The organism is Arthrobacter sp. MDB1-55, from assembly GCF_059092925.1.
The window spans coordinates 1,202,716-1,217,357 of sequence record NZ_JBNHID010000001.1; the positions used below are offsets into that span (position 1 = coordinate 1,202,716).

At 63.9% G+C, this 14,642-nt stretch carries 13 protein-coding genes; 6 read left to right on the plus strand and 7 right to left on the minus strand.

Annotation, left to right across the window (positions count from 1 at the left end; genetic code table 11):
* Nucleotides 1-3 precede the first annotated feature (3 nt).
* Both AC5RU3_RS05760 and AC5RU3_RS05765 read right to left on the minus strand, forming a co-directional pair.
* Nucleotides 4-909, minus strand: a complete 906-nt coding sequence (locus tag AC5RU3_RS05760; RefSeq protein ID WP_309071149.1) for a dihydrodipicolinate synthase family protein — start codon at nucleotides 907-909, stop codon at nucleotides 4-6.
* Nucleotides 910-940: 31 nt separating this feature from the next.
* Nucleotides 941-1,891: a heme o synthase gene (locus AC5RU3_RS05765; protein WP_309071150.1), complete on the minus strand. Its 951-nt coding sequence runs from the start codon at nucleotides 1,889-1,891 to the stop codon at nucleotides 941-943.
* Between the two features lie 440 nt (nucleotides 1,892-2,331).
* Between AC5RU3_RS05765 and tkt the strand changes: the two genes are divergently transcribed.
* Genes tkt through pgl form a run of 6 tightly spaced genes read left to right on the plus strand, consistent with a single transcriptional unit; the run spans nucleotide 2,332 to nucleotide 10,586 of the window.
* Nucleotides 2,332-4,503 (plus strand): transketolase, encoded by a 2,172-nt coding sequence (tkt, locus tag AC5RU3_RS05770; RefSeq protein WP_493965151.1) that lies wholly within the window; start codon nucleotides 2,332-2,334, stop codon nucleotides 4,501-4,503.
* A gap of 47 nt (nucleotides 4,504-4,550) precedes the next feature.
* Nucleotides 4,551-5,663: a transaldolase gene (gene tal / locus AC5RU3_RS05775; protein ID WP_309071151.1), complete on the plus strand. Its 1,113-nt coding sequence runs from the start codon at nucleotides 4,551-4,553 to the stop codon at nucleotides 5,661-5,663.
* A 6-nt stretch (nucleotides 5,664-5,669) separates the two neighbouring features.
* Nucleotides 5,670-7,307 carry a phosphoglucose isomerase-related protein gene (locus AC5RU3_RS05780; RefSeq protein WP_493965020.1) on the plus strand — a complete coding sequence of 546 codons (1,638 nt, stop codon included), beginning with the start codon at nucleotides 5,670-5,672 and terminating at the stop codon, nucleotides 7,305-7,307.
* Nucleotides 7,308-8,849, plus strand: a complete 1,542-nt coding sequence (gene zwf, locus AC5RU3_RS05785; protein ID WP_493965021.1) for a glucose-6-phosphate dehydrogenase — start codon at nucleotides 7,308-7,310, stop codon at nucleotides 8,847-8,849.
* A complete protein-coding gene (locus AC5RU3_RS05790; protein WP_309071154.1) occupies nucleotides 8,846-9,787 on the plus strand; it encodes a glucose-6-phosphate dehydrogenase assembly protein OpcA in 942 nt (313 codons plus the stop codon). Before zwf ends, AC5RU3_RS05790 begins: the two co-directional genes overlap by 4 nt.
* Complete coding sequence (gene pgl / locus AC5RU3_RS05795) at nucleotides 9,777-10,586, plus strand: 6-phosphogluconolactonase (protein ID WP_493965022.1); 810 nt, start codon at nucleotides 9,777-9,779, stop codon at nucleotides 10,584-10,586. The genes AC5RU3_RS05790 and pgl overlap by 11 nt, the downstream gene beginning before the upstream one ends.
* On the opposite strand, the gene AC5RU3_RS05800 is transcribed toward pgl, so the two are convergent.
* The 5 genes from AC5RU3_RS05800 to gap form a co-directional block, all read right to left on the minus strand.
* Nucleotides 10,583-10,957: an RNA polymerase-binding protein RbpA gene (locus tag AC5RU3_RS05800; RefSeq protein ID WP_309071156.1), complete on the minus strand. Its 375-nt coding sequence runs from the start codon at nucleotides 10,955-10,957 to the stop codon at nucleotides 10,583-10,585. The two genes, pgl and AC5RU3_RS05800, sit on opposite strands and share 4 nt — an antisense overlap.
* Before the next feature lie 136 nt (nucleotides 10,958-11,093).
* On the minus strand, nucleotides 11,094-11,345 hold the full coding sequence (gene secG / locus AC5RU3_RS05805; RefSeq protein ID WP_026543639.1) for a preprotein translocase subunit SecG: 252 nt from the start codon (nucleotides 11,343-11,345) through the stop codon (nucleotides 11,094-11,096).
* A gap of 20 nt (nucleotides 11,346-11,365) precedes the next feature.
* Nucleotides 11,366-12,181 (minus strand): triose-phosphate isomerase, encoded by an 816-nt coding sequence (gene tpiA / locus AC5RU3_RS05810; protein ID WP_493965023.1) that lies wholly within the window; start codon nucleotides 12,179-12,181, stop codon nucleotides 11,366-11,368.
* Nucleotides 12,182-12,214: 33 nt separating this feature from the next.
* Entirely contained in the window at nucleotides 12,215-13,462 is a 1,248-nt protein-coding gene (locus tag AC5RU3_RS05815) for a phosphoglycerate kinase (RefSeq protein WP_493965024.1), read from the minus strand.
* Between the two features lie 7 nt (nucleotides 13,463-13,469).
* Nucleotides 13,470-14,480: a type I glyceraldehyde-3-phosphate dehydrogenase gene (gene gap / locus AC5RU3_RS05820; RefSeq protein ID WP_493965025.1), complete on the minus strand. Its 1,011-nt coding sequence runs from the start codon at nucleotides 14,478-14,480 to the stop codon at nucleotides 13,470-13,472.
* Between the last annotated feature and the right edge of the window lie 162 nt (nucleotides 14,481-14,642).

Genomic DNA, 14,642 nt, shown 5'->3' on the forward strand with positions numbered 1-14,642 from the left:
GGGTCAGCGCAGAACGCCGTCCTCGACGTCGTCGAACGCCTCCGCCAGCCGAGCGAGATCCCGCTGCTCGCTGCCGGCAATCGGAAGCAGTGGTCGGCGAGGATCGCCGGCATCCACTCCGCACGCCCTGCCCAGGGCATGGAGACCGCTGAGCTTCCGGAGACGCTGGACTGCCTGAACCACTGGGACAAGGCGGGAACGCTCGGCGGCGATGCGGGCGGAGTCCCCTTGGAGGACAGCAGCTCGAAAGGCAAGATAACTTGCCGGCAGCAACGCGGCCAGGCCGGTATGCCAGGCATCCGCCGCCACCTCGCCGGTCGCAATGAGTGAGTCCCCGCTGACGCCATGGCTCAGTGGCCGATCCAGGGATCCGCGCAGCCGCGCCGAGCGCTGGGCGAACTCGGCGGGCGTGGCAGCCGTGTCCTTGAACGCTACGAGCGTGGGTACGTGCGCCAGCCGGGCTACCAGTTCGACGTCGATGGAGAACTGCGTGGTGGACGGGTTGTTGTAGAGGCAGATGGGCAGCGTGGTCGCGGACGCCGCCTCTTCCACCAGTGCCACGAGTTCGTCGTCGGTCAGCGGCAGGTAGGACACCGGTGAAATCACCACCCCATCAGCTCCCAGCTGTTCGGCGGCGCGCGCACCGGCGACGACTTCGCGGGTGGCGACTGCGCTGATTCCTGCCGCAACGGGCATCCGGCCCGCAGCCGCTTCAATTGCCTTCGCCAGAACCTGCTTGCGCTCCTCGGCATCGAGATACGCGAAGCTGCCCGAAGATCCGAGGACAGCGATCGAGTCGACCCCGGATTGAGCGAGACGGTCAACGAGCAAGGCAAGCTCCGCTGAGTTCACCGCACCGTCAGCGTCGAAGGGTGTCAGTGGGTACGCAACGACTCCGGTGAAGACCATCCCACCATCCTAGGCGGAGGATGGGGCCGCCTCAGGAAGCGAAGACGGAGGCACCGACGAACGGGTCGATCGCCAGGGCCAGGAACAGCACCGTGAGGTAGCTGATTGATCCGTGGAAGACCTTCATTGCCCCTTTGCCGGTCACTGTCCCTGCACGGGCAGCGGAGTGCAGCTTGTGCGACTCGAGAATGAACCATCCGCCGCCGACCAGCGCTGCAACGGTATAGACCCAGCCGGCACCGCCAACCGGAATGAGCAGGAGCGAACAGACCACCGTGGCCCACGCATAAAGGACCACCTGCACGGAGACGATCCCCGCTCCCGCGATAGCGCCCAGCATGGGAACATTCGCGGCGTTGTAGTCATCGCTGTATTTCATGGACAGGGGCCAGTAATGGGGCGGAGTCCACAGGAAAATGACGAGGAACAGTACGACGGCGGGCCATTCCACCGTTTCCGTTACCGCAGCCCACGCGATGAGCACAGGCATGCAGCCCGCGGCACCACCCCACACGATATTCTGCGCGGTCCGCCGCTTCAGGATGAGCGTGTAGATGACCACGTAGAAGAAGATGGCGGCGACTCCCAGCCACGCCGCCAGGGGATTGGCTCCCAACCATAGGATGGCCACAGCGGCCACGCCGAGCGCCCAGGCGAAGATCAAAGCTTCCCGCGGTGTCACCTCGCCGGTAACCAGCGGACGGTTGACCGTGCGGTTCATGACCTTGTCGATGTCCCGGTCGAGATAACAGTTGAAAGCGCCCGCGCTGCCTGCGGCAAACGCTCCGCCGACCATGGTGGCGAGCACGAGGCCGAGCGACGGGAACCCGCCCTGGGCAAAGATCATGGTGGGCAGAGTTGTCACCAGCAGCAGTTCAATGACCCGGGGTTTGGTGAGTGCCAAATACGCCCGGAGCTTGCGGGATACGCCGCCGCCTGCCTGATGCACGCTGGGCGCAACTGCCGCCTGGTGGAAATTCACGGAGGGATGCTCTGCTTCTCTTTGTGAGGTTAAAGTCCTCCGCCATCATACCCGGTCGTTGTGTCTTTTTTACAGTTCGTAGAAAACGACCGGATGGATGCGGCGGGTACGCGGCGCCGTCGTTCGTGTCCTTGTGTGACCCTTCACAAAAGTCCGTTCCGCGCATATCCGGACGCGAAAGCGCTAAGGTGACATATATCGCCTGGATCACTTCCGCACGCCGGGATACACGAACAGATACCGCAGGGAACGCCCTTTGGAACTTGTCAGTACTACCACGACGTGCGTCGTATCGGGTTTGGTCGAATCGCAGCAGTATTCAAGATTTCAACGGTGAACGGCCGGCTGGCCGCGGGACTTTCGCGTCCGTGGCGCAGTCCCACTCGGCGCCGCGGCGCTGGCCGTGACGTAAAGAGAGGGGCCCGGTGAACGTGCCACAGCTGGAAAATCAGGAACTCGACTGGAATGAACTGGATGAGCGCGCAGTAGACGCAATTCGCGTACTCGCTGCCGATGCCGTGGAGAAGGTCGGCAACGGACACCCGGGAACGGCGATGAGCCTCGCCCCGGCGGCCTACCTTCTGTTCCAGAAGTTCATGCGTCATGATCCGACTGACCCGGAGTGGACCGGCCGCGACCGTTTCGTGCTTTCCCCCGGCCACACTTCGCTCACCCTGTACATCCAGCTCTTCCTTTCCGGATACGGCCTGGAGCTTGATGACCTGAAGGCGCTGCGCACCTGGGGCTCCCAAACCCCGGGCCACCCGGAATACCGCCACACCGCGGGCGTCGAAATCACCACCGGTCCCCTGGGACAGGGCCTCGCCTCCTCCGTAGGGTTCGCCTATGCTCAGCGCCGCATGCGCGGGCTGCTGGATCCGGAAGCACCCCAGGGCGAGAGCCCGTTCGACCACACCATCTGGGTGATCGCTTCCGACGGCGACCTGCAGGAAGGCGTCACCTCCGAGGCGAGCTCCCTTGCCGGCCATCAGGAACTCGGCAACCTCGTGGTGATTTACGACGAGAACCACATCTCGATCGAAGATGACACCGACATCGCCTTCACCGAAGACGTGCTTGGCCGGTACGCGGCCTACGGCTGGCACACGCAGCGGGTGGACTGGACCAAGACCGGCGAATATGTCGAAGATGTCGCAGAGCTCTACAACGCCCTGACCGCTGCGAAGGCTGAAACCACACGGCCCTCCATCATCTCGCTGCGCACCATCATCGGTTGGCCCGCCCCGAACAAGCAGAACACCGGAAAGATCCACGGTTCAGCCCTCGGCAAGGATGAAGTTGCCGCACTCAAGTCCGCTCTGGGAATGGACCCGCAGAAGGACTTCCAGATCGACGACGAGGTACTCGCCCACGCGCGGAAGGTCGTGGATCGCGGTCAGGACGCCCGCAAGAGCTGGGAAGAGACGTTCGACGCCTGGAAGGCCGCCAACCCGGACAGCTCAGCACTGCTCGACCGCATTTCGGCACGTGAGCTTCCCGAAGGCTGGGAATCGAGCCTTCCTGAGTTCGAAGCCGGCAAGGATGTGTCGACCCGCGCAGCGTCCGGCAAGGTGCTCAACGCCATCGGCCCGGTACTGCCCGAGCTGTGGGGCGGATCAGCGGACCTCGCCGAGTCGAACAACACCACGATCGAAGGCTCTCCGTCCTTCGTTCCCGCGAGCAAGCAGACTGATGCCTGGTCGGGGAACCCGTACGGCCGCGTCCTCCACTTCGGCATCCGCGAGCACGCCGCGGCCGCCATCGTGAACGGCATCGTGATGCACAGCAGCACCCGCGCGTTCTCCGGCACTTTCCTCATCTTCAGTGACTACCAGCGACCCGCCATCAGGCTCGGCGCGCTCATGGGAGTCCCGGCGATCTACGTGTGGACCCACGACTCCATCGGCTTGGGCGAAGACGGCCCGACCCACCAGCCGGTCGAGCAGCTCGCCTCGCTGCGGGCCATTCCCGGTCTGGATGTTGTCCGGCCGGGTGACGCCAACGAAGTTGCGATCGCGTGGCGCACCATCCTGGAGAACACCTCCAATCCCGCCGGCATCGTTCTCACCCGCCAGAACATCCCCACTTGGGAACGCGGCGAAGGGGCAGCCAGCGGTGACACGTTCGCGTCCGCCGAGGGTGTTGCGAAGGGCGGATACGTGCTCGCGGAAGCACCGAACGGCGACCCTGATGTCATCCTGATCGCCACCGGGTCCGAGGTTCAGCTGGCCGTTGAAGCACGGGCTGTCCTGCAAAAGGACGGCATCGCTGCGCGCGTTGTGTCCCTCCCCTGCCTTGAGTGGTTCAACAAGCAGGGTGAGTCCTACCGGGAATCAGTCCTGCCCTCCACGATCCGGGCGCGCGTGTCCGTCGAAGCCGGTATTGCGCAGGGCTGGCGCGAACTCGTAGGTGACGCCGGAAAGTCAGTATCGCTGGAGCACTTCGGTGCGTCGGCTGACTACAAAACCCTTTTCCGCGAGTTCGGCATCACCACCGAAGCCGTGGTAGAGGCTGCCCGCGAATCGATCGCTGCCTCGGGAACGCGTAACGCTCCCGAGGGAACGGCCGCCGCTGCCGGCGCCTCAGCCTCAGCTACCGGCGACCGCCTCTAGCAATCCCTCACCGAACAGCACATTCCACCCTGGATCAAGGAGAAACCATGACTCCCACCCCTACCGCCGCCCTCTCGCAAGCCGGCGTATCCATCTGGCTGGATGACCTCTCCCGTGAGCGGATCACCACCGGAACCCTGAAAGCACTCATCACCGAGCGCGACGTCGTCGGCGTCACCACCAACCCGAGCATCTTTGCCGCTGCTTTGAAGAACGGCGAGTCGTACTCGGCGCAGGTCAAACAGCTTGCTGCCAACGGCGCGGATGTCGATACCGCGGTCTTCGAGATCACCACCACCGACGTTGCGCAGGCCTGTGACATCTTCGCCCCGGTGGCGGAGAAGACCAACGGTGTCGACGGCCGAGTGTCCATTGAGGTCGACCCCCGGCTCGCCCGCGACACTGCCGGTACCATCACAGAGGCCCGCCACCTCTTCGACGCCGTCGGCCGCTCCAACGTGCACATCAAAATCCCGGCCACGGCCGAGGGCCTCGAGGCGATCACGGCGACTCTGGCTGCCGGTATCAGCGTCAACGTGACCCTGATCTTTTCCCTGGAGCGTTACCGCGAGGTCATCAACGCCTTCATGCTCGGCCTCGAGCAGGCGAAGGATAATGGGCATGATCTGGCCACCATCCACTCGGTTGCGTCGTTCTTCGTCTCGCGTGTCGATGCTGAAATCGACAAGCGACTCGATGCGCTGGGCACCGACGAGGCCTCCGCGCTCCGCGGCAAGGCAGGTTTGGCCAATGCGCGTCTGGCCTACGAAGTCTATGAGGAAGCCTTCAGCTCCGAGCGCTGGAAGGTGCTCGCATCGGCTGGTGCCCACCCGCAGCGTCCGCTCTGGGCGTCCACCGGGGTGAAGGATCCGGCTTACCCGGACACCCTCTACGTCACGGGCCTCGTTGCGCAGGGCGTAGTCAACACCATGCCGGAGAAGACACTCGAAGCTACGGCTGACCACGGGGAGATCACCGGTGACACGGTGACGGGAACGTACGCCGAGTCAAACGAGATCCTGGATCGCCTGGAGACAATCGGCATTTCCTACAAGGAGGTCGTTCACCTCCTCGAGGAGGAAGGCCTGGACAAGTTCGTCGCGAGCTGGGGCGAACTGCTCGAGACGGTTACCACGGCGCTCGATTCCGCAAAGGGCTGAAGCACCATGGCCACCCTCTTTGTCAACGCATCCGGGGCCGCCGCTGAAGCGATCGAGCGAGCCATACCGGAACTCGTGGAGGAGCAGGTTGCCTCCCGGATCATGGCCAAGGACGCCACCCTGTGGGGTCCGGAGTCCACGTCCGAGGCATCCGTGCGGTTGGGCTGGGTCGATCTCATTGACGCATCGCGCGCTCTGCTGCCCGAAATCGAGCAGCTGCAGCGCGACCTTTCGGACGAGGGGGTGAACCATATCGTCCTCTGCGGGATGGGTGGATCTTCCCTCGCCCCTGAGGTCATCACGCGATCAGCGGGAGTGGAACTGACCGTACTTGACTCGACAGACCCGGCGCAGGTCCGTGCAGCCTTGGCTGACCGGATCGAAAGCACAGCGATCGTGGTGTCCTCGAAGTCGGGCTCCACCGTGGAGACGGACTCCCAGCGCCGCGCGTTCGAGCAGGCTTTCGCCGACGCCGGGGTCGACGCCAAGAGCAGGGTCATCATCGTCACGGACCCCGGCTCGCCCCTCGACGAGTCCGCCCGTGCAGCAGGTTACCGTGCAGTCTTCAACGCGGATCCGAACGTGGGCGGCCGGTACTCTGCGCTCACGGCGTTCGGGCTCGTGCCCTCGGGGCTGGCCGGCGCGGATATCGCGACGCTGCTGGATGACGCGGAGTCGATCTCCGAGTTCCTGGCCGACGACGACGCCGGGAACGTCGGACTGCGCCTCGGCGCCGTGCTTGGCGGCACACTGCCGCTGCGCGACAAGATCGTCTTTGTCGATGAGGGATCCGGAATCGTCGGTTTAGGCGATTGGGTGGAACAGCTCATCGCCGAATCCACCGGCAAGCTGGGTACCGGCGTCCTTCCCGTGGTTGTCGAGCAGGACGCTCCGGAACTCTCATCCGGCGCCACGGACGTCCTGGCTGTCCATCTCGTTTCGCCCGAGTGGAGCACAGAGCCGTCCGGGGATGCCATAGCCGTCGGTGGAACGCTTGGCAGTCAGCTGCTGGTGTGGGAATTCGCAACCGCCGTTGCCGGCAGGCTCCTCGGCATCAACCCGTTTGACCAGCCGGACGTCGAGGCGGCCAAGCAGGCCGCCCGCGGGCTGCTTGATGCCCAGCCGGCGGCCTCGGCGCCGAACTTCGTGGACGGTGCTGTTGAGGTTCGCGGAAGCGCAGCCCTCCTGGGATCGGCGACCACCGTCGGTGAAGCACTTGAGGCGCTTTTCGGAACGCTTGAGCCGAATGGGTACCTCGCGGTACACGCGTACCTCGACCGCATTGCGGAGGCACCCCTCGCAGAGGTGAGGCCTGCGCTGGCGCGGGCTACCGGGCGCCCGGTGACGTTCGGGTGGGGGCCCCGCTTCCTCCATTCGACGGGTCAGTTCCATAAGGGCGGTACGGCGGTGGGCACGTTCCTCCAGGTCACAGGAGCCACAACCGAAGATTTGGGGATCCCTGAGCGGCCGTTCACCTTCGGGGAGCTGATAGCTGCTCAGGCAGCGGGAGACGCGCAGGTTCTGGAGGATGCCGGGCGACCGGTCCTCAGACTGCACCTGGCGGACCGGGCTGCGGGCCTCAAGCAGCTTCGCGACGTCGTCGAGCACTTGTCCGGTCGATCAGTTGAAAACGGAAACGGGTAGATGCCTGACAACAGCGCCAAATCCAGGAACCCACTGCGCGACCCACGGGACCGACGGCTCAGCCGAATCGCCGGTCCCGCTTCCCTGGTCCTGTTCGGTGTAACGGGAGATCTGGCCCGCAAGAAGCTGATGCCGGCGGTTTACGATCTCGCGAACCGCGGTCTGCTGCCCCCGAGCTTCGCCCTGGTCGGCTTCGGACGCAGGGAATGGAGCGATGAGGACTTCGCACAGGAAGTGCTGTCCTCGGTGAAGCAGTATGCCCGCACACCGTTCGATGAGTCGGTCTGGGAGCAGCTCTCTGCGGGCGTCCGGTTCGTCCGGGGCAACTTCGACGACGACGACGCCTTCGTTGAGCTGAAGAAGACCGTGGAGGAGCTTGATTCCACGCGCGGAACCCGCGGCAACCACGCCTTCTACCTTTCCATCCCTCCCAAGGCATTCGAACTCGTGTGCCAGAAGCTTTCGGAGCACGGTCTCGCACAGCCCGAAGAAGGCAAATGGCGCCGAGTGGTGATCGAGAAGCCCTTCGGGCACAACCTTGAGTCCGCACGCGAACTGAACGCCATAGTCGAGCAGGTGTTCCCGCCCGACGCCGTCTTCCGCATCGATCACTACCTGGGCAAGGAAACGGTCCAGAACATCCTTGCGCTACGGTTCGCCAACCAGCTTTTTGAGCCGCTCTGGAACGCCAACTATGTTGACCACGTCCAGATCACCATGGCAGAAGACATCGGCATCGGCGGCAGGGCCGGCTATTACGACGGCGTGGGCGCGGCCCGCGACGTCATCCAGAATCATCTGCTGCAGCTGCTGGCCCTCACGGCCATGGAAGAACCCATTTCCTTCAACGCTGAGGACCTTCGTGCCGAGAAGGAGAAGGTCCTTGCGGCGGTGAAACTTCCTGAGGATCTGTCCACCCACTCCGCACGCGGACAGTACGACGGCGGCTGGCAGGGCGGGGAACTGGTCAACGGCTTCCTGGACGAAGACGGAATCCCCGAAGATTCCATGACGGAAACCTACGCCGCCATCAGGCTCGACATCAACACCAGGCGCTGGAGCGGTGTGCCGTTCTACCTGCGCGCCGGCAAGCGGCTGGGCCGCCGCGTGACAGAAATCGCCGTCGTCTTCAAGCGTGCACCGAACCTCCTTTTCCGCGACCACGGCGAGGATGATTTCGGCCAGAATGCAGTGGTCATCCGTGTTCAGCCCGATGAGGGCGCCACCATCCGTTTCGGATCCAAGGTTCCCGGGACGCAGATGGAAGTGCGGGACGTGACCATGGACTTCGGGTACGGCCACTCGTTCACGGAGTCCAGCCCAGAAGCCTACGAACGCCTGATTCTGGACGTCCTGCTGGGGGAACCCCCTCTGTTCCCGCGTCATCAGGAGGTGGAGTTGTCCTGGAAGATCCTTGACCCGTTCGAGGATTACTGGGCCACCCTCTCGTCAGCTCCTGAGAAGTACATCCCCGGCAGCTGGGGACCGGACTCCGCTGATGAATTGCTCGCGCGCGACGGAAGGACGTGGAGGCGGCCATGATCGTCGATCTTCCTGATACAACGACGTCCAAGGTTTCCAAGGAAATCATGACCATGCGGGACAAGGGCGGAGTGGTAGCCCTTGGTCGGGTACTCACGCTCGTGGTCATCACCCGTTCAGGGCATGAAGAGGAGGCGATCCTCGCTGCGAACGAAGCCAGTCGTGAACATCCGTGCCGCATCATTGTGCTCGCGGAAGGCGGAGACGCCGAGGAGACGCGGCTTGATGCGCAGATTCGTGTAGGAGGCGACGCGGGTGCTTCCGAGGTTATCGTTCTGCGCGGCTATGGTGAGCTCGCCGGGGAAAGCGAATCGCTGGTTTCCGCGCTACTGCTTCCCGATGCCCCGATCGTCGCGTGGTGGCCGCGCGGCATTCCCGATGCGGCCGCTCGGACGTCGATCGGCAGCATCGCCCACCGACGCATCACCGATTCGGCGAACGAACCGGACCCTACGGCTGCGCTGTTCAACATCCGGCGGACATACGAAGCCGGCGACACGGATCTCGCGTGGACCAGGTTGACCAACTGGCGGATCCAGCTCGCAGCGGTTCTTGAGCAGCTGGACGGATCGCCCATCACCTCGGTGACGGTGGAAGGCGCCTCGGACTCCCCCAGTACCGTGCTGCTGGCAGCCTGGCTGACGCTCTCCCTTGATACGCCGGTGTCGATTGTGGCCGGCGAGCCGGGGACCGGCCTGCACCGGGTGCGCCTGTCGCGTCCGGCGGGCGACGTCGAGCTCGACCGACCGCGACGGTCTGTGGCGGAGCTGCATCAGCCCGACCAGCCCGTGCAGAAAATTTCCCTACCACGGCGCAGCCTGCAAGACTGTCTCGCGGAAGAGTTGCGGCGCCTCGACCCCGATGATGTTTTCGGGGAAGTGATTACCGAGGGCCTGGCACGGACCAACTTGAGGAGCGTACGTACCAGTGACCACTGAACCCAAAGTCAGTATCCATCCTGACGCCGGGCTGCTTGCGGCGTCCGTCGCGGCACGCCTGGTCACGCGCCTCGTGGATGTGCAGAACGAACGAGGGACGGCGACGGTAGTCCTCACGGGCGGAACGCTTGGCATTGGGGCACTGCGCGCAGTGGCGGAGTCGCCGGCGCGGTCAGCGGTTGACTGGTCGGCGGTCGACTTCTGGTGGGGCGATGAGCGGTTCCTGCCCGCAGGGCATGAGGATCGCAACGCTGTCCAGGCACGTGCCGCGCTTCTTGACCAGATTGGTGTCTCCGAAGACCGCGTGCACGAGTTCGGGACGGCTGACGCCTACAGCAGCCAGGATGACGCCGCTGCAGCCTATGCCTCGGCCTTGCAGGAAGCGGCAGAGAAGGAAGCGGCGCAGGGCATCGAGCTGCGAGACCCCCGGCTGCCCCAGTTCGACATTCTCCTGCTCGGCGTCGGTCCCGACGCCCATGTCGCTTCCCTGTTCCCGGAAATGGCAGGAATTCGCACCAAGGGCCAGACTGTGACCGGCGTGAGCAACGCTCCGAAGCCTCCGCCTGAACGCATCAGCCTCACACTGGAGGCCATCAATTCAGCGGAAGAGGTTTGGCTCGCGGTCGCAGGCAAGGATAAGGCCGGCGCTGTCGGACTTGCACTCGCCGGCGCGGGTCACGTGCAGGTGCCGGCCGCGGGTGCCCGGGGACGGCGGAAGACGCTCTGGCTGATAGACCAGGAGGCCGCCAGCCAGCTGCCCGGACGTTTGATAAACAACGGCGAGTCTGACGCCGACTAAACGGAGTGGCGCTGGCGCACCTGCGCCAGCGCTTCCTCCAGCACTCGGGCTGCTTCAGCTTCAGTGCGACGCTCTTTCACGTACTGCAGATGGCTCTTGAACGGCTCATCACCGTCGATATTGAGCTCTACTCCCGGTGAGCGTCCGGCAGGCCTGCCACAGCGACCGCACTCCCATACTTCGGGGATTTCGGCATCGCTCAATTTGGCGAAGGTCGGTCTCGTCTCATGGCCATCCAGACACCAGTAGCTCACAACCGTACGCTCAGCGGCGCTCTGCCTCCGCTCGGCGTCGAGGTGGCGGCCGGAAGCCTGTGTACTGGAGCCGGAGCCGATACGTGTTCCCTTAAAAGCGTGTCCCGCGTTCACCATGGATTTCTCCCATCAGTACCGCACACGACCTGCGTTTCGAGGTTCAGTGTACGCCCTGAAGTGGTGGACGCGGGATAGCTTGTGGTGCCCTGAAGTTCCGGGTGCCTGCGGAAATCCTGTTTCCGCAGGCCGTGGGTCAGGAGTCTCCGGCGAAGCGCTGAATCAATCCGAGGGCAACAATGACAACACCCCAGGCGAGCCCGAGGGCCACCGTGAACCGGTTGAGGTTGCGCTCTGCGACTCCGGAGGATCCCATGCTGGTGGTCATGCCGCCGCCGAACATGTCGGACATGCCGCCGCCCCGCCCCTTATGAAGCAGGATGAGCAGCGTCAGCAGCAAGCTGGTGATGCCCAGCAATACCAGCAGGATGATACGGAGAATTTCCACGGTGACCTTTCAGCGTGACCTTAGTCGGTCACCAGATGGTGCTCGAACCTGACAATGTTAGCAAACTCATCTACGTCGAGGCTCGCTCCGCCGACGAGGACGCCGTCTACGTCGCGTTCCTTCAGGATTGCGGCAGCGTTGGCGGCCTTGACTGATCCTCCGTAGAGCAGCCGTACACGTGCGGCGACCGACTCGTCGAAAAGCACGGCCAGTTCGGCCCGGATCGCCGCGCACATCTCCTGCGCGTCCGCAGGTCCCGCTACTTCACCGGTTCCGATGGCCCAGACCGGTTCATAGGCGACGACCAGATCAGACGCCTGCTCTGCGCTCAGACCTGCGACGTCCGCCCGGAGCTGGTTCAGTGTGTGCTCCACATGGGTTCCAGCCTGACGGACCTCGAGCCCTTCACCGACACACAGGACCGGCACGATGTTGTGACGGTAGGCTGCCTGGACCTTCTGAACGAGGAGCTCATCCGACTCGCCGTGGATGGTGCGCCGCTCGGAGTGGCCGACCAGCACGTACGCGCAGCCGAGCTTCTCGAGGAATTGCCCGGAGATGTCTCCGGTGTAGGCGCCCGAGTCGAACGGCGAAAGGTCCTGTCCCCCGTACACAACATCGAGGTCATCGCCCTTTACCAGTGTCTGCACGCCACGAAGATCCGTGAAGGGCGGGAACACTGCTACCTCTACACGCGAGTAGTCATGCTTTGCGTCATCGAGGGTCCACGCGAGCTTCTGCAACAGAGTGATGCCCTGAACATGGTCCAGGTTCATCTTCCAGTTGCCCGCGATCAGTGGACGACGGTCGTAAGTGCCGTTCGTCGAGGAAGTCATAGTTCTCCAGTTCTAGAAGTATTGCCTGTCGCTTCAGCGCTGCAGCGCGGTCAGGCCCGGGAGTTCCTTGCCCTCAAGGTATTCCAGGCTGGCACCGCCGCCGGTTGAGATGTGGCTGAAACTCGATTCGTCAAAGCCGAGCCCCCGGACTGCCGCGGCGGAGTCACCGCCGCCGACCACAGTCAGCGCGCCGTTGCTCGTAGCGTCGGCAAGCGCCTGCGCCACGGCCCTGGTTCCGGCTGCGAACGCGTCGAACTCGAACACACCCATGGGCCCGTTCCAGAAGACGGTCCGGGCCTCGCCGATATGGCGGGCAAATGCCTTGCCCGATTCAGGGCCGATATCCAACCCTAGGCCGGAAGCACCATACTGCCCGGTTTCCATCGACTCGGCCGGAAGAGTCTCGCTGCCTGCGTCTGCTGCAAACTTTTCCGCTACCACGATGTCGGTGGGCAGCACGAACTCGGTACCGGCGTCCCTGGCGCGGGCCAGGTATCCGCGGACTGCGTCGAGTTGGTCCTCTTCCAGCAGGCTGGCACCCACTGAGTGCCCCTGGGCGGCGAGGAATGTGAAGACCATTCCGCCGCCGATGAGCAGCCGGTCGGCAGTGCCGATGAGGTTTTCGATGACCGCGAGCTTATCGGACACTTTTGAACCGCCCAGCACGACCACGAAGGGCCGCTCAGGCTCGCTGGTGAGCCGCTGCAGTACGTCAACCTCGGCCTTGACCAGGTCACCCTGGTAGGAGGGCAGACGGGACGCGACATCGTAGACACTTGCATGCTTGCGGTGGACCGCTCCGAACGCGTCGTCAACATACGCGCCGTTCTCGCCGGTCAACTGGACGAGCTCGTCCGCAAAAGAGGCACGTTCGGCGTCGTCCTTGCTCGTTTCGCGGGCATCGAACCGCACGTTCTGCAGAACGAGAACACTTCCCTCAGTGAGCGACTGCGCATGTTCGCGCGCGTTCTCGCCGCTGACGTCGTCGGCGAACGCCACCTCGAAGTCGGCAAGCTCGGCCAACCTGTCCACCGCGGGCTTGAGCGAGTACTTTTCCTCGGGCGCGCCCTTGGGGCGGCCGAGGTGGGCCATCACGATGACGGCTGCGCCGGCTTCGGTGAGCTTCTGGAGGACCGGGAGGGATGCACGAATGCGTCCGTCATCGGTCACCCGAAGGTTGGGGAGATCGCCCTCAAGGGGCACGTTCAGGTCCGACCTGACCAGAACGCGCCGCCCGCGGACTCCTTCGCTTAGCAGATCATTCAGGGATGCGTAGCTCACAGTCTTCCTAGGAGAGCTTCGATGCGACGATTTCGGTGAGGTCGACCAGGCGGTTTGAGTAGCCCCACTCGTTGTCGTACCAGGAGACAACCTTCACCTGGTTGCCGATGACCTTGGTGAGGCCGGAATCGAAGATCGAGGAAGCGGGATCGGTGACAATGTCCGAGGAGACGATTGGGTCCTCGGTGTAGGTGAGGTACCCCTTCAGCGGTCCTTCGGCTGCAGCGGCCTTGTACGCAGCATTAACTTCCTCCACGGAAACCTCGCGGCCCACGGTGACCGTGAGGTCGGTCGCGGAGCCGGTGGGCACGGGAACGCGGATGGCGTAGCCGTCAAGCTTACCCTTGAGTTCCGGGAGGACCAGACCGATGGCCTTTGCAGCCCCGGTGGAGGTGGGAACCATGTTGATGGCCGCTGCACGCGCACGGCGGAGGTCCTTGTGGGGACCGTCCTGGAGATTCTGGTCGGCAGTGTAAGCGTGGATGGTGGTCATCAGTCCGCGCTCGATGCCGAATGCGTCATTGAGCACCTTGGCCAGCGGGCCAAGGCAGTTGGTGGTGCAGGACGCGTTGGAGATGATGTGGTGCGTCTCGGGATCGTACTGATCGTCGTTCACGCCGAGTACGACGGTGATGTCCTCATCGGAGGCGGGAGCCGAAATCAGAACCTTCTTGGCCCCTGCATCGATGTGCTTGCGCGCGTCCGAAGCCTTGGTGAAGAACCCGGTGGACTCGATGACGATGTCTACGCCCAGGTCGGCCCAGGGCAGGTTCGACGGGTCGCGCTCGGCGAGGACCTTGATGGTCTTGCCGTCGACGATAAGGCTGCCATCTGCGACCTCCACGCTGACGCCCAGTCGGCCGGTGACGGAGTCGTACTTCAGCAGGTGTGCAAGCGTCTCGGGGCTGGTGAGGTCGTTGACTGCGACGATTTCGAGGTCTGCGCCCTGTTCCAGGGCCGCGCGGAAGTAGTTGCGCCCAATGCGGCCGAATCCGTTGATTCCGATACGGGTAGTCACTGTTTTCTATCTCCTTGATGGGGGTTGCTGCCGACGGCTGTTGCCCTCAAGAAAGGCGGACCGCTTCGGCGTCTGAAAATCAATGCACCGCACTGTGCGCGTCTTGTGTGAACTTGGAGGTTGCCTCCGCAGAGTGTGACGGAGGCGACATTCATCATAGTA

Excerpts from the sequence above, each read along its gene's own strand:
- AC5RU3_RS05790 (WP_309071154.1), top strand. The coding sequence starts at position 8,846 with ATGATCGTCGATCTTCCTGATACAACGACGTCCAAGGTTTCCAAGGAA.
- zwf (WP_493965021.1), top strand. The coding sequence starts at position 7,308 with ATGCCTGACAACAGCGCCAAATCCAGGAACCCACTGCGCGACCCACGG.
- tpiA (WP_493965023.1), bottom strand. The coding sequence starts at position 12,181 with ATGACTTCCTCGACGAACGGCACTTACGACCGTCGTCCACTGATCGCG.
- tal (WP_309071151.1), top strand. The coding sequence starts at position 4,551 with ATGACTCCCACCCCTACCGCCGCCCTCTCGCAAGCCGGCGTATCCATC.
- AC5RU3_RS05780 (WP_493965020.1), top strand. The coding sequence starts at position 5,670 with ATGGCCACCCTCTTTGTCAACGCATCCGGGGCCGCCGCTGAAGCGATC.
- AC5RU3_RS05800 (WP_309071156.1), bottom strand. The coding sequence starts at position 10,957 with ATGGTGAACGCGGGACACGCTTTTAAGGGAACACGTATCGGCTCCGGC.
- AC5RU3_RS05760 (WP_309071149.1), bottom strand. The coding sequence starts at position 909 with ATGGTCTTCACCGGAGTCGTTGCGTACCCACTGACACCCTTCGACGCT.